The sequence below is a fragment of the Ottowia flava genome, from assembly GCF_008017535.1.
Lineage (GTDB): Bacteria > Pseudomonadota > Gammaproteobacteria > Burkholderiales > Burkholderiaceae_C > Ottowia > Ottowia flava.
The window spans coordinates 36,010-54,756 of sequence record NZ_VRUA01000022.1 but is presented as its reverse complement, the minus strand read 5'-3'; the positions used below and the strand labels follow the sequence as shown (position 1 = coordinate 54,756).

Here is an 18,747-nt window from a genome sequence, read left to right as displayed (position 1 = left end):
GTCAGCCATGTCGTTTGCTCCGAATGGCTGTAGTGTGCCCTACAGGTTAGGGTTTGTCAAGTATATAATTCCCAAAAAAAGCCACCGATGAAGGTGGCTTTGGGGTCAGGTCAGAACCAGAGGTTTTCTTGTTCCTTGGCTTGCTTCTGTTTGTAGGCTTCGCGCTTAGCGATGGCCTCCTCAGTCGCAGCTTTCATCTGCTCGTCCAGTTCGGGAGCACATTCACGCATGACTGCGGAAGCGATACCCCATGGACGCATGATCTTGCCACCAGACAGGCCTTGCAGCACGGACAAGCACTCTTGAGGGTAGATGCCGTTGACCTTACCAGCGTAGCGTAAGCCGAGGCCGGAGTGGTAGGCAACAACCAGGTCGGCCGCCAGCCGTTCGATGAAGGTGGCCATGACGCCGGTGAGCTTGGCACCTTCTTTCTTCTGCTTCGCGTTGAACTCGGCGATGTGCTCAGCCGCCATTGCCTTTGCCTTCTTGGCGAAGAGCAGCATGGCGTCGACATCGACCTTCGCTTCCTTCACGCGAATCTCTCGATTGGCGGTGGAAAGGGCTGCGGGATCGTTGGGAGCTTTTTCTGTCTGACTGATGTGAAAGATCGGGATCGAGTTGAACACCTGGATGGTCCAAGCGTCTTCATCGTCGTCGTCGAGCGGCCGCGGTGCGGACGACTCTGTCGACTTGGATTCATCGTCCTTTTTGTCGCGCTTCTTGGCGACCCGACCCGCATAGATTGCGTGCCAGGCTTTCTCGCCTTTGCGCACGCTGTTGCCGGCACTTGCGTGCTGGCTGTGGGAGCCAAAGCAGCCGCTGTACGTGGCCTTTGCTTCTTCCATTTGGGCCAGCAGCACTGGGATGTTCACGCCGACGTAGGGCAGGCCATTGGCCTTTACGGGCATGAAGTCGACACCTTGCCACGGGTGCGTGGCGGTGATTTTCTGGATGACCCAGAGCCGGGCCATGTCGCAGAGACGGGTAGCCGCTTCGCGGCGGGCGTCGGTCGATTGGGATGAGGTTTTTGCCATGGTCACTCCTGAAGGAGAGAGGGGTTGAACATGGCTGGAGATAGCTGGACAGGAAAAACCGGCTTTGCTGTGTTCGCGCGCGCGAACACGCCTGATGCATTTCGGGGGAATGCCATCTCCACGCATGTTCAACCCCCCCAGCCAAGCTGGGGCATCAGGAGTACTTCAATGTTTGACGAGACAACTACTTTTCAGATTACCCACGCGCAGGTTGGCGCGGATGAGCTGTTCGGGATCCAGGTGCCGGAGAGCCAGCGAGCCAACACCATGTTTCCGGTGAGGACGGGCGCGCTGGACGGCGTCCCTGAGATCGATATGGGCTACGTGTTCCGGCCGGATCAACTCGCCCTGTTGCGGTTCTTCTACCGCGGTGACGAGAAGGCGCTCCTTCTGACCGGCGAGACTGGGCCAGGCAAGACCAGCCTGGTGGAGCAAACAGCTGCTCGTACCAACTGGCCGGTCGTGACCGTGGGATGCCATGAAAGACTGGAACTCCAGGAGCTGATTGGCAGAGTCACCATCACCGAAGCCGGTTCCACGGGGTGGCAGGACGGACCCGCCATCGACGCAATGCGGCGCGGCGCGATTCTGTTGCTCGATGAGGGCAACTTTCTGGAGCCTGGTGCGGTCGGCGGTTTGAATCGCGTGCTGGACACCCTCCGCAACGCCGGCGGTGCCAGCTACTACATCCCGGAGACCAATGAGACCGTCAAAGCCCATCCGGACTTTCGGGTGGCGATGACTGGCAACGCGATCGACGGCGCTGGCAAGTCGAACTACCGAGGAATCAAGCCCATGAACTTGGCGCTCCTCGATCGATTCACGCTGGGCATCGCGGTGGACTACCTACCGGCCGAACAGGAAGTGACGATGCTCCATCGCCGCTCGCCGCAAGTCCGCCAGGACCTCATCAAGTTGATGGTGGAGGTGGCTAACGGCGTGCGCAACTCGTTTGCCAACGGCGACATCCGCTGCACGATGAGCACTCGCGTGTTGATCTCCGTTTGCGCCAAACTGTCCACCTGCCCGGAGGAAAAGCAGCCCATGGTGTTGCTCCCGATGCTCAAGTCGACCATGCTCTTTCGCGTTTCAGTCGAAGACCAAACCGCCATCGAGAACGTGGTGAATGAGATGGCGCAGCGCGACGGCGTTGTACTGAGCTGATTCAGCTCGCCAGTGATCCCAAACCGCTCCTCCCCGGAGCGGTTTTTTTTTGCCCTATGCCCGGACACCCTTGCTGGAGGGGCGGCGGGCTTTACCCGCGCGTGCCGGGCGCCTGGACAGCTTAGCCTGTTCTGGCATCTGCTCGGGTGAGGGCATCGCAGCAAAGGCACTGCCATCCCTGGCGGCTTCGAGCACGGTCTTTTGCACCAGCAGCTGCAGCTTTGCCCTGAAGTCGCTGTAGCTGAGTTGCCCATCCTTGATGCTGTCGAGCAGGCCTTCGAAGTAGCTGGTGAGATCCGGTACAGCCAGCTTGGGCGGAACGCATTTGATGTAGACCTCCGCCTTGGGCGTTGGTACATAGCTGGTCATCTTGCCGCTCTTGCTCTCGATCACGAACTCGTTCTGGATGATCTTCGCGATGAGCGGAGCGCGCGTCGCAGAGGTGCCCAGGCCCTCCACCTCCTTGAGGTGCTTCTTGATGTTGGGGTCGGTGACGAACTGCCAGGCCTTCTCCATGGCGTCCAGCAGCGTCACTGGCGTGAAGCGCTTGGGTGGTTCGGTCTTTTTGGCTTTGACTTCGACCGGGCTGGCCAGGCCGGCCTCCCCGTCTTCGATCTGGGGCAGCTTGACCTCCTTCTCTTCGTCATTGCTGCCGAACAGTGAGCGCCACCCCTCATTGATCACCGCTTTGCCCGTGGCCTTGAAACTGTGCTCCCCGATCGGCGCCACGATCGACGTGCTCCAGTACTCATGGTTGGGGGCGAACTGCGCCACGTACTGGCGGACGATGAGCGCGTAGATGTCCGCGTCGCGCTTGGGCAGCTCACGGATCGACTTGTGTGCCGGCAACGGAATGATGGCGAAGTGTTCCTTCAGCTTGGCGTCGTTCCACGCTGCGGACTTCTGACTGGGATCCAAGGGGGCGTTGAATTTGAACGGCTGGCCTGCGCCCAGATTGGCGCAAACCGCTTCGATGGTCTTGGCGGCTTTCGGCCACTGGTCGGTGGGAGCGTACTGGCAATCGGTGCGGGGGTAGGACGTGAGCTTGTGGGTCTCGTAGAGCGCCTGGGCGGCCTGCAACACGGCGTCCGGCGAGTAACCCATGCGCGCGGCCGCCTTCTGCAGCTCGGTCAGGCTGAACAGCAAAGGGGGCCCATCTGCCTTGCGCTGCCTGGTCACCTGCAAAGTCGATGTCTTGCCACTGCAGGACCTGGCCACGGCTTGCGCGTATTCGCGGGAGAGGAGCAGCTGTCCGGATGGGTCGAACTCAGGTCTTCCCTCTGCGTCCTTCGGGCGCTGCCAGGTCGCCTGAAAGGCGCCCTTGCCCTGCACGTTGATGGTGGCGACGATGCCGAAGTGGTCGATAGGTGCGAAGTTGCGGATCTCGTTCTCGCGTTGAACGATGAGGCCAATGACTGGGGTCATCACACGTCCAAGGGCCAGGATTCCCTTGTGGCCGCGCTTCCACCACAGCGTCGAATAGGCCCGCGTGCCGTTGATGCCGACTCCCCAGTCGGCTTCGGCCCTGCAGAGGGCGGCCAGGCCGAGCAGCCGATAGTCCTCGTTGGACTGCATCTTTCGCCATGCGTCCCGAATTCCCTGGTCGGTCTGTGCGTGCAACCAAAGTCGCTTGGTGGGACCCTTCCACGAGAAGCGCCTGAGGATGTTGTCGACGATCAGCTGACCTTCCCGGTCGGGGTCGCCGGCGTGCACGACCAGGTCGGCGCGCTTGAGCGCTTCCGAGATGTATTTGAGGCGGTCGATCACACCGCTGTCGGGCGTTGCGCGGCCCTTGCCCTTGCCTTTGTTGGCCCGTGGTGCCCACTCCAGCCGATCAGGCAGGCAGGGTAGGACCTCCAGGCGCCAAGGGAACTCGAACTGCTGGTCGTAGTGCTCTGGCTCGGCAAGTTCCAGCAGGTGCCCCAGAGCGCCCACGACAACGACATCACCCACCCGTTGTCCAAGGCCCGCCGGCTGGACAGGGTTGCCTGTGGACTGGCTGATGGCGTTGGCGATGTCCCTGCCCATGGCAGGCTTCTCGGCGATTACAAGAGTTTGAGGCATATCGATCCACCATTGAAAATTGCAATCATTGTATGGTTAGAGTACAAGAATCACCAAGCCGGCCGGGGTTGGAGACCAGGTTCAAGGGGTTCGACGCCTTTATTTTTAGATGCCATCTCCAGCCATGTTCAACCGGATGGCTGTCTGCTCGACACCATCGTCAATCTCAAGGAGATCACCATGAGCAACATTGCAAACCTGAAGAACTTTTCCCTGTTCACCAACAACAACGACAACGTGCGTTTCTTCAAATCGAAGGACATCCAGGTCAAAGCTGACTATTCCTGCTACGAGCCCAAGCGTGAGCTTTCGGTGAGCGGCATCAAGGCTCCGTCCGAAAAGGCACTGGGCGGGGACTACCTGAAACTCACCATTGCCATGGGCGCGCAGGGTGCTCGTCAGTACGCTGACGGCGCATTGTTTCGCAACGACCGCAAGGGCGAGAACGCGAAGGCGCCTGACATGACGGGTGTTTTGACGATGCCTGACAAGAGCGAAAAGCGCTTGGCTGGCTGGTACAAGAAGTCGACTTCGGGCGTCTCGTACCTGTCGGTTGCTATCAGCGACAAACGTGCTGCTGACAACGACTCGGCCGATGCTCCCAGTGACGACATCGCCGCTGAACCGCACTCGGAACCGGCTGCTGCAGCCATTGCCGAATTTGACGCAGCGAGTGATGAACCCATCTTCTAAGGATTGATGGGTGGAGCGTGTTCCACGCTCATGTGAGTCCCAAGGCCATCTTCTTTGAAGATGGCCTTTCTTTTTGGGCGAGTCGGTCCGAGGGCACACCAGTTTTCAGGACTCGCCATCTCCAGGGATGTTCAACCGTCCAAAGCGCAGGGCCAAGCCCATCAAGTCGCCGCGGGCTTTTGGGGGTTCCCCCTTCCTGGAGATCTCATGATTTCGTCCTTTTCAGACTTCGTTGGTGAACCGTTGCCGTTCCTGATCTCGATCGTGATCGCCATGGCAATCTTGGCCATCATCAAAGGTGTCTACAACCTCGCCAGCTCGTACTTCGAGCGTCGTCGCTACCGTCGTATGTATGGCAAGGTCCACTCTGAAAGCTGGCGCGTCGCAACCAAGCGTCGTCGTCGCTGACCAATGATCCACAAGCCACACTCGATGTGGCTTTTTTTATGTGCGTGAGGATCGGTCTGCGTACACTCTTTGCAATCGACCAACCGGAGTAGCGATGATGGCCATCCAAGAAGCCAGCGGGAACCTGCTGCTGGAAACCATGCGAGCGATCAGCAAAGACAAGTGGGCGCAGAGCCAGGAAGTAGCCGCCGCCTTTCTGCGTGACGACCGTGTGCGCAAGTCGATTCTGGACATCCTGAAGAAGAGAAACGCCATAGCAGGCGCCGAGTTGTTGAACTACAAGCTGCTCGTCTATGGACGAATGATTGAAGAGCGGCTTTTCGAAAGAATCACCGCGCTGGAGGGCATCTATTCCTTCGTGTACCGGATCGCTGACATCTGCATCTCAGGGTCGTTGCGGGATGCGGCGCGAGAGGGGGTGCACCTGGCCGGCTCCATCGATGCGCTTGCGGAAGATGACGATGGCTGGAACTACGACCATCTGGGCGCGCTGGCCGATGCTGAGCCGGCATCGGAGGACGCGCTGCTGACCTCGGACGAGGCCATCGAGCGGCAAGCCAGTGCGAAGGGCGCTGAGGAGCGATTCCAGCGCAAGCTCAGCAAGCTGGGCTGGTCGGACCAGATTCCGCGCACCGCGGAGTCCTATCAGCAGCTGGGACGGCCCAGAAAGGCGGATCTCTCCGATCAGGACTGACAAATACCAGTCGGCGTGCGATTAGGCTCTGGTGTAGAAATAATATAAACTTTGCAATTACGAATTGCGATTAACTGCTACACAAAGGAGCCAATCATGGTTGATGAACCCGTCGCGAGTGCTGCTCAGGGTGATGCAAGTTCAGGAAGTACAGGGGCAGAAGCTGGGGAAGGCAAGGTCAAGACCTTCGGGGTTGAGGCGGGATCTCAGCGCCGTCCGGTGATGAAGCAGCTGTCGTTGGATGCGCGCGCGGATCCATCGAAGGCCGCCTACGTTTCGAACTTCCGCAACTCCGCGTTTCACTATGGCGTGATCCGGGGAACTTCGCCGTCGGGGAACGAGGTGCTTCTGGAGCTCCAGACACCAAACCGTCGACCGATTCTGGTTCCCCTGGTCATGCCGAAAGGCCTGGCGTCCCGCCATGCCAACGGCGATTTGATCAAGGTGCTGTGCACCGTGGTCGGCGGCGTCGACAAGAGCACGGGCGAGAGCTACACGACCTTCATGGTGCGCTCGATTGAGCGACCGAACATTTTCGAAGCTCATCCGCGGAATGTGATGGATTTGATTGCGCGGGAAGAAGAAAACGACAAGCGCCGTGTCTTCGAGGATAGCGACCTGATCAACAGCGGCGCCAACAACCACGTCCAGCTCGCCGGCATCTGTGTCGGGTCGCGCTATGTCCAGCCCAACGAGCGAACGCCTGGCCACGCCGAGATTCACCTGCGCCAGGAAGGCAACGAAGACAGTTTCATCACGGTCCGCTACTTCGGCAACCAGGCCGAGCGTGCTATCGAGATGTCGCGCATCGGGGCCATGCTTTACTGCGAGGGCCGCCACCTGGTGAAGACCAATCCAATGGGCGTGGTGCCGCCTGCGGCCGTTAAACCGGAGCAAGAGGGCGATGCCGCGGTAGAAGCGGCTACGCCAGCTGAACAGACCAAGTCCGAATCGACAGACGTGGGCCTGACCATGTACGTGCCGGACGCGAAAGGCAATCCGGTGCAGCGCTTCCACAGCTATATCCGGCTGACGCGCCTCCCCGAGATGGCTGACAGCAAGAGCATCCTCTTTCTGGATCCGGCCAAGCCGCATCTGACGCCGCAGTGGGTCAAGGACTACGCCAAGCAGCTCGCCGCCCTGCGGGCCGCGAAGAACAGTCGTTCAGCGGCAAAGCGCGCGGCCAAGGTCGAGCCGGAGGCAGCGCCCGATGCTCCCGCGGAGGCCTTCAGCGCTGACGTTTGATCGACTGGTGATTGAGGATGCTGCGCCCCAAAGAGGTTGCCCGCGCAGCCGTCATCGTTTTCGGGTTTTGGTGGATCGTCCTACTGATTGCGGGAGGCCAGCGATACGCTAGCCTGGCTGGCATCTTGCACGGCGTCGGTGCCTGGGCCTTTGGAATCGCTATTGGCTGCGTAGTCGCCTTGTTTTGGCACTGGCTGGACCGGCAGGAGCAGATCGAGGCACTGGTACCGGACTCGTGGAACGGGGCGGCGGCGACGATAGGCAAAGTCCCAATTCACCGTGCGCGGCTTGCCGCGGCCGAAGCCATGCCCACGGTCGAGGAGCTTGCGCCTCACATGCCGCCTGAAGTGGTGGCGGCCGGGGACACTGGGTTCCTGCATGAGTGGATCCAGAACACGCGCACCCGATCCCCTGGCCATGCCGCTTTGCTGGAGGAGATCGTCAGAACGCTTTGGCACGAACGCGTTCGGGCATGGCCTGCAACGCATGCCGATGACCCCCTGCACAACCACGGCGGGCGCACGCTCCTGACTCACTCGCTGCTGGTTTGTTGGCTCATGCTCCGGGAGTGTGTTGCGTACAGCTACGTGCCGGCGCGCGCGCCGTCGGGCTACCAGATGATCTATCTGCGCGACGCCAACTACAGCTTCGATCGTGCGGATCCACTCATCGCTGTGCTGGGACTCGGCCACGATCTCGGGAAGATCGAGTGCTATGTGTGGGTGGGTGACGCGCTGGTCGACTGCACGAAGGATCACGACCTCGTCGGCGCCCGCATCATGGCCCGCATGGAGGGGTACTGGCACGACGACATCTCGGCAGCAGACATCGACGTGATGCAGGCCGTGCTGGCTCACTATCACCACCCCTCAGCCGTCCCTATGGCGGCGGATGGCGGAGTGCTCAGCGATCGGCTACATGCGCTGCTGGAGCTGCTGATCAAGTGCGATCGCATGGCCGGTGCGATGGAGAACGGCCGCACGCGTGCGGCACTTCGCGAGGATGCGCGCGCCGATGAGGCGTTCGTTGAGAGCAATGATCGATCGCAGCTGCACAACGCACTGGTCGAGGTGCTGACGCGAGTCGGCCGGGTCAACAGCCAGGAACAGAGAACCAACGTGGGCGTCAAGTTCCACCTGCCGCACTTCCGCAAGACGGTGGTAGCGCTGAAGGAGGACGCGTTCATTCAACAGATTGCCGAGGTGGCAGGGCTGCAGGATCTTCATGCTCTGCCCGTCAGCGGCGTGAATCCCGTGAACGCTTTGACGCGCCAGGTGCTGATCTGGATGGGCGAGAACGGCTTGCTCTTCACCGATCACGAGCCCATGGGCAGGGCACCCGAATCGTCCCTCTACAAGGTGTCGTTCTACAAGCCGAAGGACTACTTCACAGACGACACGTTCGCCGCGCCGAAAGATGCGGAGGATCTGGCGCGGGTGAAGCCAGTGTTCAGTTGGGGTTCTTGCATATTGCTCGCGCCGGAGCCCATGCCGGAGCTAGCGCCTGTTACGAACGTCAAGGACTACTGGCTGGTGCCGCACTTCAGCGTGGCCAGGACCGGGGGCCAAGGCGCCTTCCGCAAGAAGTCGACGCAAGAGCAGCTGGAGCAGGGCACGGCCAACAACGCGTTTCTGGACATGCTGGGTAGCACGACGGCCTTCGATGAAGTGTCGGAGCGCGCGGACGAGGCGAACGGGGATGACCCGCCGCAGGTCCAGGCCGCCGGCGAAGGCGATGACCAGGTGCTTGATCAGACGCAGGACCAGGTCGCAGGGCCAGTCGATGACCAAGTTCACGACCTGGCTCAGGACCAGGTCGACCTGGTGAGCGCGGCCGACGATCAGGTACTGCCAGAACCAGAGCCGCCGCCGCCGGCGACGGCGACGGCTACGGAGCCTGAGCCCGACGAGATGATCGCGCCTGGCCTGTTTCGGATGCGCTTGCTGGCGGCCGCGGCCAGTAAGGAAGTGCAGCGAAAGGATCAAGGGGAAGAACTGGCGTCGCTCTTCGGCTTGGAGAGCTGGCTGGACACCCTAGGGCTGCGGGTGGAAGACGTGATCAAGACGGACGAGGAGTGGCGACGGGCCGCCCAGATCGTCGCGATCGAGCACAAGTTGATCAAGGCGCTGGGACGCGTCGGACTTGTCGTTACGCTGCGCCCCTAATTTCGCGCTATCGAAAGTGTAGAACCTGTGTCACAATCCGGAACGATTGCCAAAGTTGTACGGTCGCGCGCTGCGCGCGTCGTGTGCACTTTGCAATCGCGGCGGACAAGTCCGCTGCCCCCGCTCAACCCAACCAACAGGAGCCTTGTGTCATCTATTCGTGCAGTGCCTCTTGAACGGCGCCCCACAAAAGAAAAGGCCGGTAGTGGAATACCGGCCTTTTCAGGGTTTGCTGTCAAAGCGCTGATCGTTGCGTCTGGAATCAGAACAAGTAATCAACACTCTCACCGCCTCACAAGTCGGAGAGAGTATACATGTTCTGATTCTGCGCGCGCAAGTGGTCAACCACATGAATTTTTGTGTGGTTTGACACGCACACCGGAGCGCTCGCGTGGAATCGGTAGTCCTAGAGAACGGATTACGCGACAGGTTTCAATCTGGCACTGGCCCACTCGGAAGAATATGGCGGGAAGCGCCATTCTTCCCCCGCTGCTCAGACAATAAAACTGCCGTGTTCAGCCGGCCCCTCAGCTACGCGCTGAGGTGGCCGTACATGCAAATCAATAGGCGGGACCGGGTCTCCTGGCTTATTTTTGACATCGAGGAAGGTGATGGCCAGCGCTGGGAGGCGGCTGGACTTCCTCCTCCCAATCTGATCGTCCAAACCGTGGATGGCGAGCGAGTACGGGGTGCGCACCTTTACTACGCGATCGCGCCGGTGTGCACCAGTCCCCGCGGCCGCAGCGAGCCCATTCAGTATCAGCGCGCCGTGTACGCGTCCATGGCGGCGTCTCTTCGGGCAGATCTGGCCTATCACGGCGGCCCCGTCGCCAAAACACCAGGTCATCCTCTCTGGCGGACCTGGGAGATCCACTCCCACGAGTACACGCTGGGCGAGCTGGCGGAATACATCGATCTGCCCCAACGCCGGCGCGGCAACGTATCTGAGCAGGCAGCTGAGTCTCGCAACTGCGCGTTGTTCGACGCCTGCCGCTTCTTCGCGTACAGCATCGTCGGCAAGGCGCGTGACGGCTCCTTCGAGCCGTTCTATGACCGCCTGCTGGCCTTCAATGAGGCCCACAACGATTTCGGGCGAGCTGGCCATGCCAAGGGCGACCTGAGGCACAGCGATCTGCGCGCGATCGCCAAGTCCGTTGCGCGGTGGACGTGGGACAAGTACCGCGGCTCCGCCCGCATGCGCGGCACCATGCATTTCGATCCGGCCCTGACGACGAAGGAGCGGCAACAAGCCGCGGCCGCGCGAACGCACTCCCTTCGCAACCAGTCCACGTTGGCCAAGCTCATGGCGGCGCTGGCCAGCCTGCAAAGCGGCGGGGAGCTGATTCCCACGGACGCCGGCATTGCTCGGACGGCGGGCGTCGATCGGCGCACCGTGGCCAGGTACAGAGCACGCCTGGAAGAGGCGCTGGCGGCCTCTGCGGGGCGTTTGGTCGGCCTGATAGAGCCGACCGTGCCTGAGGGCCACCGCGGCCCGCTGCTGACCCTCCAGGCGCTCCTTGAAGCGCTAAAGACCATCGCACCCAGGAGCGCTCATATTCTGGCCAAGTGGGTGCCAAATGGTGCACATCAGATAACCACCCCCCGCGGTAGCGGCAGAAAAAGCGAGGGTACGGGAACAAAAAGTAAGGGTGCCGGGGATGGCCCCGTTGCATTTGATACAAGTTGAGAGAAAGTCTCGTAGAGACGAGTAGCGGCAAGAGGGCGGTGGGTAAGTCCGCAGGACTTATCCATGGCTCTCGCGCAGGGCGCGCAGCGACCGGAGGGTCTTCCGGCGCGCGGATTGTCGAGCTGCGGCCGCCGGCGGCGCGCAGTTCGTGGTCCGTAACGTGGACCTTTGCCAGAACGAAAAACGCCGACCACCACTTAGGGTGATCGGCGTCTGACGTTGGGTTTAGGGCTGCGGTACGCGGTTAGTGAACCGTCGGCATCGCGCGAACCGGGTCGTACTCGTCGAATGAGGCTTGATCGAAGGAGCGCGCTGAGCGCCAACGCGGAGCGACTTGGGCTGGTGCCGTCATGGGCATGTCCGCCGGCACGTCATCGCTTAGGAGGAAGCCTTCGTAGGCCTCTTTGCTCAAGAGAACAGGGCGCGGGTTGCCAGATCGCTCGTCGAGATCAAGGTACGACGACGGCCGAAAGGGATTGCTGGCGCTACCTTCGTGGGTTGTACGAACGCACTTTCGGAAGTCCAAGCCACCGAGGGGATTCTTCAGCTGCGCGCGCAACTTCAGGCGAGCAGACTGGATGGCGCTCGGGCAATCGGCTGCGGTCACAAGTACCCAGTGCTCGATGCGTCGCAGGCTCTCCATGAAGCTCACCATCCAGGTGTCTGTTTCGCTCGTTGCCTGTCGATTGGTGTTAGGTGCACACTTACGATCTTTCATTGGCTCTCCCGTTACTGTCAGAAACAACCACGGATCCGCGCTCCGGTCTATCCGGTGAACCTACTTTATCGGCAGAAGTGTGACTTTCGCCCGATGAATTTTCGCTAAATTTCATCGCGAACGGGCTATATGAAATTTAGTAAGATAGATATACCTTGAGAACGCCACACCCCATTGAACTTGAGATTTGGGAGTTCAGCTCCTATGACCTGGTGATCGATGCCCGATCGCCAAGGGAATACGCTGAAGACCACATTCCGTGCGCTCTAAATCTCCCGGTTGTTAATAATGAGGAGTATGCGGAGGTCGGTACACTTCATAGAAACGACACGCATGCGGCATATTTGATTGGTGTTCAGTATTCGCTTGCGAATATCTCCAGGCATATTGAAGAGGTTATCTCAAGAGTTGATCCGCGGGGGCGGATATTGGTTTATTGTTTCAGAGGTGGGAAGCGTTCCAAACTGTGGGCGGAGAACCTTCGAACGATCGGCTATCGGGTCGATGTTCTGCTCGGTGGCTGGAAGGCTTACCGTCGGTGGGTGAGGGCGTCCCTTGAGCAGTTTCCCAAGCAGTTCACGTTTCGCGTATTGGCGGGAAGTACTGGCTGCGGCAAAACACGCCTGTTGCAAGCGCTGGAGCGGGCGGGATGCCAGGTACTCGATTTAGAGGGCTTGGCCAATCACCGAGGATCGTTGATTGGTGCAGTACCTGGTGAGAAGCAACCCACTCAGAAGTGGTTCGACACATTACTGCTCAGCAAGCTCCGCTCATTTGATACGGAGAAGCCTGTCTGGGTAGAGGCCGAATCGAAAAAAATCGGCAATATCCAACTGCCTACGTGCCTGCATGATGCGATTGGGCGGGCAACGCCGTTGAGACTGGAAGCGCCGATGACGGAGCGCATAAAGCTGTGGCGCGAGGACTATCCGCACTTCGTGACAGACCCAGTCGCCATGGTGGAGCGATTGACACCGTTGAAACCCCTGATCGGCGGTGAAGAGCTGCAACTTTGGAAGGACCTGGCCGCTGAGGGTGAAGTTGACACCCTGTTCGAGCGCGTGATGGTTGCGCACTATGACCCGTGCTACGCCAGGTCGGACAGGCGGTCGTTGCCAGGCCTTCCTACAAACCCGCCGTTGGAGCTCTCCGATCTGTCAGCGGCCGCACTGGACGCCGTCGCTGCGAAGTTAGCGTCGGAGGCAAATTAGCGCGTGGCCAGCCGTCGGCTGGTCTGGTCGGCTTTCCTTCCAGCGGCGCAGCGACGGCGCCATGAGCCAGAACCACAGTGGCGGCACCATGGCAGCGAAGAGCAGGATGATGTAGCCGGCGGGCTGTTTGGGTGAGTCCGCTTCAGGTACCTGTCTGTAAAACGGGACCGTGGATCTCAGGTGATGTGCGGTGTGCGCGGTGATGTTCAGCGTCAACCAGCCTTGCAGCCGGCAGCGATCTTCCCATCCGTAGCAACCGCCCTTTGGCGTGGCCAGGGACGTGTCTCGATCGAGGCCCCAGTGCTGCAGGTAGGTGATGGCCTGCATGGACCAGGCCACGGACAGCGCCGCGAGCGCGTACATGGCGGCCGCTGGCCAGCCACCGGCCCAGTAGAACAAAGCCGCTGTGCCGAGCGTCACTACGAGCGTACTCAAGACCGTTGTCTGCACCGTGGTGCCCTTGGCGGCGCGCAGCTGGCGCAGCTCAAAGACCTGGCGGATGACCTTGGCAGTTCGGCGGGAGGTGAAGCGCCAAAGGCTTTCATCGGCCGCGGGACACTCCGCCTCATCCACCCGACCCACACGGCGGTGATGGATGATGTGCTCCTGCTCGTGCAATGGATAGCCTGCAACGCCCATCACCAATTTGCCGACGAACAGCGCGAACGGTCGATTGCGGTCATGCAGCAGCTCGTGGCCAATGCAGGTGGCGAGGCTCGACGTGGTCCATAGTCCAGCGCCCAGCCACAGGAGATCCTGCCCATTCCAGCCTTTGACTGCGATCGCGGTCGCGAGCGAGGCGACGGCGGTGAGGTAGGCCAGGCCCGCGAGGATGGGCAATTGTGCGAGCGCATTGGAAACTGCTTCGGACCATTCAGGCGCCTCGTCGCCGACATCTCCGAAAAACGCGCGGAGCAGCGGCGCGACGAGGATCAAGCCGATGAACGCGAGAGCAGGGGAGCTATCGCTCCACGCGGAGGCGGCCAAGAGCAGGCTTGGCGCCAAAACGAACAGGTAGCCTGCGGCGCTCACCCACTCGCGAGTTCCCGAAAGAGCTCGGTCGGCGCTGGTGGGTGAGTCCGCGGTGCTCATGAGATCAAACCGTATTCCGTTGCGAAGCGGGCCGAGGCTTTGCGGTTGTGCTGGCCGAACTTGGCGTTCAGCCGCTGAAAGCGACTGTTCACGCTCGCTTCGCTGGTCTGGGTCTCGGCCGCGATTTGCTTCGTCTTGAGCCCGCGCTTCTCCAGCCTCAGCAACTCAAGATCTGTGTCGTCGATGCGGTGGTCCACGATGATGTCCTCGCGGATCCGCCTGGTCCACCACTCGTGCAGCTCCATCGACAAGGCTCGCGCCATCGGTTTCAGGTGCCGGCTGGTAGGGCACTCGAAGAACCCCGCGCGCTGGGACGTGAGGATCAAGGCTCCGATGCGCGACACGCCGCCGCTGGTTGGCGCGGGGACGATGTAGGCGGATTCGACCCCGAATTTACGGGCGAGCTCGCGGATATTCCTTTGCACATTGGTGCGGTAGGAAATAGCGCTGTCGCAAATGGGGTTTGGGTCAGTGATGGCGTGCATCAGCCACGCGTCATCTCCGAACCAGGCCATTTGTTCATATTCCAGACACCACCGCGCCGAAGCCGCAAGCAAGAATCGAATAGATTCTCTCGATTCGTCGTCGCGGACAAAGCTGACGAAAATAGCTTGATCCGCGCCGAGTGCGGCACGGGAGGTGTGAAAAAGCTCAAGAACTTCGTTTTGCTCCTTAGTTTCGGCGATGCCGTGAATTAAAGCCAAAGCATCTTTGGCGAAACTAGGATTTGAAACGACTGCCTCCAGAGTCTCTTCTCTGGGAACAGGCTCAGGAGTGAAAGAAGTTTGAGGCACGGTCTTTTAACTCCTTGAAAACCATTGGGTAGGTGAAACGCAATCTGTCAGAATTACAAAATTCTTGAAACGATTTTAAGTCCTCGAATATCGTCCCGATCGAGGAATACCCTGTGCAGGCTTCGACATCCGCCGTGTAGCGGCGCTCCACGCACAGCCCGCTGCGCGTGGCCTCAAGGATGTAGGTCAGGGCGCCATCCTTGCTGCCAATCTTGAGCGGTTCATACGGACTGGATTGCATGGCTACTCCTCTTCGCACGCCTCCAAGGCATGGTGACACTCGCAGCACCGCATGTCCTCGGGCCGAGGGCTTCCCTGAGCCCACGTTCGGATGTTGTCCGTCTCGCACTGCGGGCACTCGACGATCGCGAAAGTGAAGGTGCGGCCGCAACTTTCGCAGCGCATGTCGTCTTCCTGGGTGTGCTGCAGGACCTCCAGGGGATCCCCGTGCGAGTGATCGCAGTGGGGGCATTCGAGGTGCAAATTTGGCATGACGGTGTCCAGTGCCATTGGGCGCTCTTGCAATCGCGACCCGATGACTGTTGCGATTAATAATTTCAGAGTTTATATGGAAAATGATACATTCGTCGCATGACCGAGTCAGCAGTCGTAAACCTGGTGGAAGCGTCGCCCAAAGCCAAAGCGACACCGGAATGGTGCTTCGAGACTGCGAGCGTGGCCTTGCTGCCGCTGCTGGTCGCACGCATGCACACGCAGGCCGGCGCCACTTCGACGGAGTGCAGCGCCGCCTATGCGGTCCGTTTCGCGCGCGCGAACACGCGCAAGCGAGTGACGGCTTACGGTGCCGAGCTGCTGGAATCGGTTCGGCTGCTTCCAGCGAAGAAGGTCCTCAGCCGACTCCAAGAGAGCCAGGCAATCGCCAGCTGGAAGGTCGACGCTGAGTTCCGGCCCACGAAAGACCCGTCGACCCGGCGCGTCTACGTTGGGCTGATGACGGGTTTCGTGGCCGAGATCCTGATTACTCAACGTCCTGGAGCGGACCTCAAGTGGCACGACGGCCGCTTACGCGCCGGCGGCGGTGGTGCGATTGACCTGGTGATGCACCTGACCGGCTTGAAGTTCAAGCAAGCCGTGTCGCTGCTGACCGCAAGCTCAGGTTGACGCGCGGGCCTGGGTGCGCGCCGCCTGAGCCTTCTTGGCTTCTTCCCGCGCCTTAGCACGCTGAAGCCCGGCCTTGATCTTCTCGACCTTCTTGGCGATCCGGTTCACCGCGTAGGTGGGGATCTTTTCTGCCAGGCGCCAGCGCCACAGCGTGGAGTAGGTCTCATCCACGATCGCTGCGAACTCCTTCAGCGCAGCGGAGCGCACGCCGAACTCGTGGTACGGCAAGCCAACGTCGGTGAACCACGCATGAATGACCTGTTCGGTGGTCATATTCATGTACGGGTTGTTCATCATCTCGTCGTAGAAGGCCTGGGTCTTGCTGACGGTTCTGGCAATGGCATGCACCGATGCATTGCCCTGAACATGGCGCTGGAAATTGGCGTAGGAGATCTCATAGCGCCGTTTTCTGAGCGCATCCACGATCTCGCGGTTGTTCATGTTCAGCTCATCGCGCAAATCCTCGTAGACCGCGATGAGGCGCCGGCGTTCGAGCTCGGTCTTGCGCTTGGCCTGATCCTTCTCGTCTTCGGTGAGAGGGGATTTTCTGCGTGCCGCTCGGGCAGGGTCGGCCTTCGGGGCCTTTTTGGCCTTGGGCGTACCCGAAATGTCAATGAGACCGTCGTCGATGCGCTCGCCGCCCCACGGACGGCGTTGCTCGCCAACCGCGGTGTCCTTCAAAGTGTCAGTCCAAGAGACGACTTGAGTGATCTGGTCCATGTCCATGAGCCTCCGACATGTGAGATGGAAGATTCTGTAACCTACCCGTAGTGTAACCGCGTATTACAGCCAGGCCGATTGCGGTTGCTGGATTCGAGAGCAGTAACGGATAATCGTACAACTTTCGCAATTTTCCGCACACTTAGGCCGACTATGAATGTGAGACTGTTCTCGAATCTGCGCTTCGCACCGTTGTTCCTTGGGACTCTTTTCCTGGTCCAAGGTTGCATAAATTCTGACCACTCAGCACCACCGACGGCTAAAGAACAGATTGGGGACGCTGTTGCCGATGCTGTCAGCGACACCGAGGCCAAGCAGGTGGAGCTAGCGCTGCGCGCTGTGGATGACATGGCGAAGATTCAGTCGTTGAAGGCCTTGTCTCCGCACCTGATCGAGATGTCGACGAGCGACGGCGTGGCCTACGTCACCCGCGACTACAAGCACGTCATCGTGGGCAATGTGCTCAGCGTGGCCAACGGCCGAAACCTCACTGAGGACCGCATCGTGGAGATGCAGAAAGTGTCCTGGGAGCACCTTCCGACTCGCCTGGCACTCAAACGTGGAAACGGATCGCGCAAGATTCTGGTGGTTGAGGATCCGAGCTGCGGCTACTGCCGACAGCTGCACGAAACCCTCGCGACCGTGCCCGACGTGACGGTCTACAGCCTGGTGGTGGCCATCCTGGGCCCGCAATCTCAGCAACAAGCTGCTCGCATCCTGTGCAGTGAGGATCCGGCGAAAGCCTGGTCCGAATGGATGGGCAAGGGCGTGCGCCCGGCAGCTGATCTTTGCGAGCGAGGTGTCGAGCGCCTGGGCGGCGCCATGGCGGCCGCGGAGCGTCTTGGCGTGAAGTCCACGCCGGTGATGATCTTCGAAGATGGCACGCGCCGCGTGGGCGCGAGCTCAAGCCAAGACATCGAGAAGGCGCTGCAGCAGGCTGCAGCCAAGAGAGTGTCGAAGACCTGACCTAGATGCCACGTCGCGGTGGCGGCGCATTGATGGGCAAGTTGTAGTCGAACGGATCCGGCGCCTTCATGTGCGACCGCATCCAGTTCACCGATGCGGCGCGGGCCTTCTTCTGATCCGCCGGCGACAACTTGGCATTCATCTGATCGGCGAGCTTGCGGTAACGCTCGTCTTTGCTGGCCGCGATCTGGATCCACTTGGTGGCCTCCAGGTCATTGCGGTCGTGCGCGAAATTGCCGTTTGCGTAGATCTGGGCGAGCATGTAGATGGCATCGATCTGCCACTGGTCGGCCGCGCGCAACAGCAAGGTGAAGCCCTCGAAGTAGTTCTTGCCGACGCCCACGCCCTCGATCAGCATCTTGCCCTTCGTGTAGAGCGCGGTCGGCTCGCGTTGCGCAGCTGCTGCTGTCCAGTACCGAGCGGCCTCGGGCAGGTTGACGGGAACACCTTCACCGTTTTCGTAGATCTTGGCCAGGTACACGTAGGCCGGGTAGAAGGGCAGCTTCCCGCCTTCTTCGCCGCTGGCCGCGCGGAACCACTTGATCGCCGCAAACGGATCTCGCTTGCCCTCGACCTGGCCGGCGTAGTAGGCCAAGCCGGCGTTGTACGCGGCGATCTGGTTGCCCGACAGCGAGATCAACTCTTGGTTTTCCCCGACAACCTTGCAGGACAGGTTGTAGGCCCGCATGGCCAACTCCATGTCGCGGCCGAGGCGGTTGGGCATCTGGCCGGTGTGGGCCAGCCAGCCGTACTGCATGGCCGCCCATCGGTCGCCGGTATTGGCCTGGCGCTTGAGCTTGTCGGCCGCACCAGGTGAGCCGCTGGCGGCCGCACGCGCCAGATTCAGCGCGTCGCGCTCCTGCTTGCCGAAACCTGCGCCGCCTGGCTGGCTGAAGACCGCCGTCGGCATGGCGGTGGTGAGTGCAAGCGCGAGCGCTTGTCTGCGGTTGATCGTGCTCACTTGGTGACT

General features: G+C 60.6%; 18 protein-coding genes. 10 read left to right on the top strand and 8 right to left on the bottom strand.

Annotated elements, in window-relative coordinates:
• Window positions 1–110 precede the first annotated feature (110 nt).
• The gene (locus FVQ98_RS17065; protein WP_187265780.1) at window positions 111–1,034 is read right to left on the bottom strand and encodes an ArdC family protein; all 924 of its coding nucleotides are present in this window, start codon (window positions 1,032–1,034) and stop codon (window positions 111–113) included.
• Window positions 1,035–1,202: 168 nt separating this feature from the next.
• Here FVQ98_RS17065 and FVQ98_RS17060 point away from each other — a divergent pair, with 168 nt between their 5' ends.
• Window positions 1,203–2,198, top strand: coding sequence for an AAA family ATPase (locus tag FVQ98_RS17060; protein ID WP_187265779.1), 996 nt, complete (start codon window positions 1,203–1,205; stop codon window positions 2,196–2,198).
• Window positions 2,199–2,252: 54 nt separating this feature from the next.
• On the opposite strand, the gene FVQ98_RS17055 is transcribed toward FVQ98_RS17060, so the two are convergent.
• A complete protein-coding gene (locus FVQ98_RS17055; protein WP_147914658.1) occupies window positions 2,253–4,262 on the bottom strand; it encodes a DNA topoisomerase in 2,010 nt (669 codons plus the stop codon).
• Window positions 4,263–4,442: 180 nt separating this feature from the next.
• On the opposite strand from FVQ98_RS17055, the gene FVQ98_RS17050 reads away from it, so the two are divergent.
• The 6 genes from FVQ98_RS17050 to FVQ98_RS17025 all read left to right on the top strand — a co-directional run bounded on the left by FVQ98_RS17050 (window position 4,443) and on the right by FVQ98_RS17025 (window position 11,154).
• Entirely contained in the window at window positions 4,443–4,955 is a 513-nt protein-coding gene (locus FVQ98_RS17050; RefSeq protein ID WP_028603718.1) for a hypothetical protein, read from the top strand.
• Window positions 4,956–5,162: 207 nt separating this feature from the next.
• Entirely contained in the window at window positions 5,163–5,363 is a 201-nt protein-coding gene (locus FVQ98_RS17045; protein ID WP_147914657.1) for a hypothetical protein, read from the top strand.
• Window positions 5,364–5,457: 94 nt separating this feature from the next.
• On the top strand, window positions 5,458–6,057 hold the full coding sequence (locus FVQ98_RS17040) for a hypothetical protein (protein ID WP_187265777.1): 600 nt from the start codon (window positions 5,458–5,460) through the stop codon (window positions 6,055–6,057).
• 96 nt (window positions 6,058–6,153) lie between these two features.
• On the top strand, window positions 6,154–7,302 hold the full coding sequence (locus tag FVQ98_RS17035) for a hypothetical protein (RefSeq protein ID WP_147914655.1): 1,149 nt from the start codon (window positions 6,154–6,156) through the stop codon (window positions 7,300–7,302).
• Window positions 7,303–7,319: 17 nt separating this feature from the next.
• On the top strand, window positions 7,320–9,467 hold the full coding sequence (locus tag FVQ98_RS17030) for an HD domain-containing protein (protein WP_147914654.1): 2,148 nt from the start codon (window positions 7,320–7,322) through the stop codon (window positions 9,465–9,467).
• A gap of 391 nt (window positions 9,468–9,858) precedes the next feature.
• On the top strand, window positions 9,859–11,154 hold the full coding sequence (locus FVQ98_RS17025) for a replication initiation protein (RefSeq protein ID WP_370512981.1): 1,296 nt from the start codon (window positions 9,859–9,861) through the stop codon (window positions 11,152–11,154).
• Window positions 11,155–11,398: 244 nt separating this feature from the next.
• Here FVQ98_RS17025 and FVQ98_RS17020 read toward each other — a convergent pair whose 3' ends face one another.
• Complete coding sequence (locus FVQ98_RS17020; protein ID WP_147914652.1) at window positions 11,399–11,872, bottom strand: hypothetical protein; 474 nt, start codon at window positions 11,870–11,872, stop codon at window positions 11,399–11,401.
• A 155-nt stretch (window positions 11,873–12,027) separates the two neighbouring features.
• On the opposite strand from FVQ98_RS17020, the gene mnmH reads away from it, so the two are divergent.
• Window positions 12,028–13,083 (top strand): tRNA 2-selenouridine(34) synthase MnmH, encoded by a 1,056-nt coding sequence (gene mnmH, locus FVQ98_RS17015; protein ID WP_255507834.1) that lies wholly within the window; start codon window positions 12,028–12,030, stop codon window positions 13,081–13,083.
• Here the strand turns inward: mnmH and FVQ98_RS17010 are convergent.
• The 3 genes from FVQ98_RS17010 to FVQ98_RS17000 are packed head-to-tail and all read right to left on the bottom strand — an operon-like array spanning window position 13,063 to window position 15,210.
• Entirely contained in the window at window positions 13,063–14,175 is a 1,113-nt protein-coding gene (locus tag FVQ98_RS17010; protein WP_147914651.1) for a fatty acid desaturase, read from the bottom strand. The genes mnmH and FVQ98_RS17010 overlap by 21 nt on opposite strands.
• On the bottom strand, window positions 14,172–14,969 hold the full coding sequence (locus tag FVQ98_RS17005) for a helix-turn-helix transcriptional regulator (protein ID WP_147914650.1): 798 nt from the start codon (window positions 14,967–14,969) through the stop codon (window positions 14,172–14,174). The genes FVQ98_RS17010 and FVQ98_RS17005 overlap by 4 nt, the downstream gene beginning before the upstream one ends.
• Window positions 14,944–15,210, bottom strand: coding sequence for a hypothetical protein (locus tag FVQ98_RS17000; RefSeq protein WP_147914649.1), 267 nt, complete (start codon window positions 15,208–15,210; stop codon window positions 14,944–14,946). The genes FVQ98_RS17005 and FVQ98_RS17000 overlap by 26 nt, the downstream gene beginning before the upstream one ends.
• A gap of 350 nt (window positions 15,211–15,560) precedes the next feature.
• Here FVQ98_RS17000 and FVQ98_RS19920 point away from each other — a divergent pair, with 350 nt between their 5' ends.
• Window positions 15,561–16,091 (top strand): hypothetical protein, encoded by a 531-nt coding sequence (locus FVQ98_RS19920; RefSeq protein ID WP_222707619.1) that lies wholly within the window; start codon window positions 15,561–15,563, stop codon window positions 16,089–16,091.
• On the opposite strand, the gene FVQ98_RS16990 is transcribed toward FVQ98_RS19920, so the two are convergent.
• Window positions 16,083–16,811 carry a hypothetical protein gene (locus FVQ98_RS16990; RefSeq protein ID WP_147914648.1) on the bottom strand — a complete coding sequence of 243 codons (729 nt, stop codon included), beginning with the start codon at window positions 16,809–16,811 and terminating at the stop codon, window positions 16,083–16,085. The genes FVQ98_RS19920 and FVQ98_RS16990 overlap by 9 nt on opposite strands.
• Window positions 16,812–16,964: 153 nt before the next feature.
• On the opposite strand from FVQ98_RS16990, the gene FVQ98_RS16985 reads away from it, so the two are divergent.
• Window positions 16,965–17,777 (top strand): DsbC family protein, encoded by an 813-nt coding sequence (locus tag FVQ98_RS16985; protein ID WP_147914647.1) that lies wholly within the window; start codon window positions 16,965–16,967, stop codon window positions 17,775–17,777.
• A 1-nt stretch (window position 17,778) separates the two neighbouring features.
• Here the strand turns inward: FVQ98_RS16985 and FVQ98_RS16980 are convergent, their stop codons facing one another.
• The gene (locus FVQ98_RS16980) at window positions 17,779–18,738 is read right to left on the bottom strand and encodes a tetratricopeptide repeat protein (protein ID WP_187265776.1); all 960 of its coding nucleotides are present in this window, start codon (window positions 18,736–18,738) and stop codon (window positions 17,779–17,781) included.
• Between the last annotated feature and the right edge of the window lie 9 nt (window positions 18,739–18,747).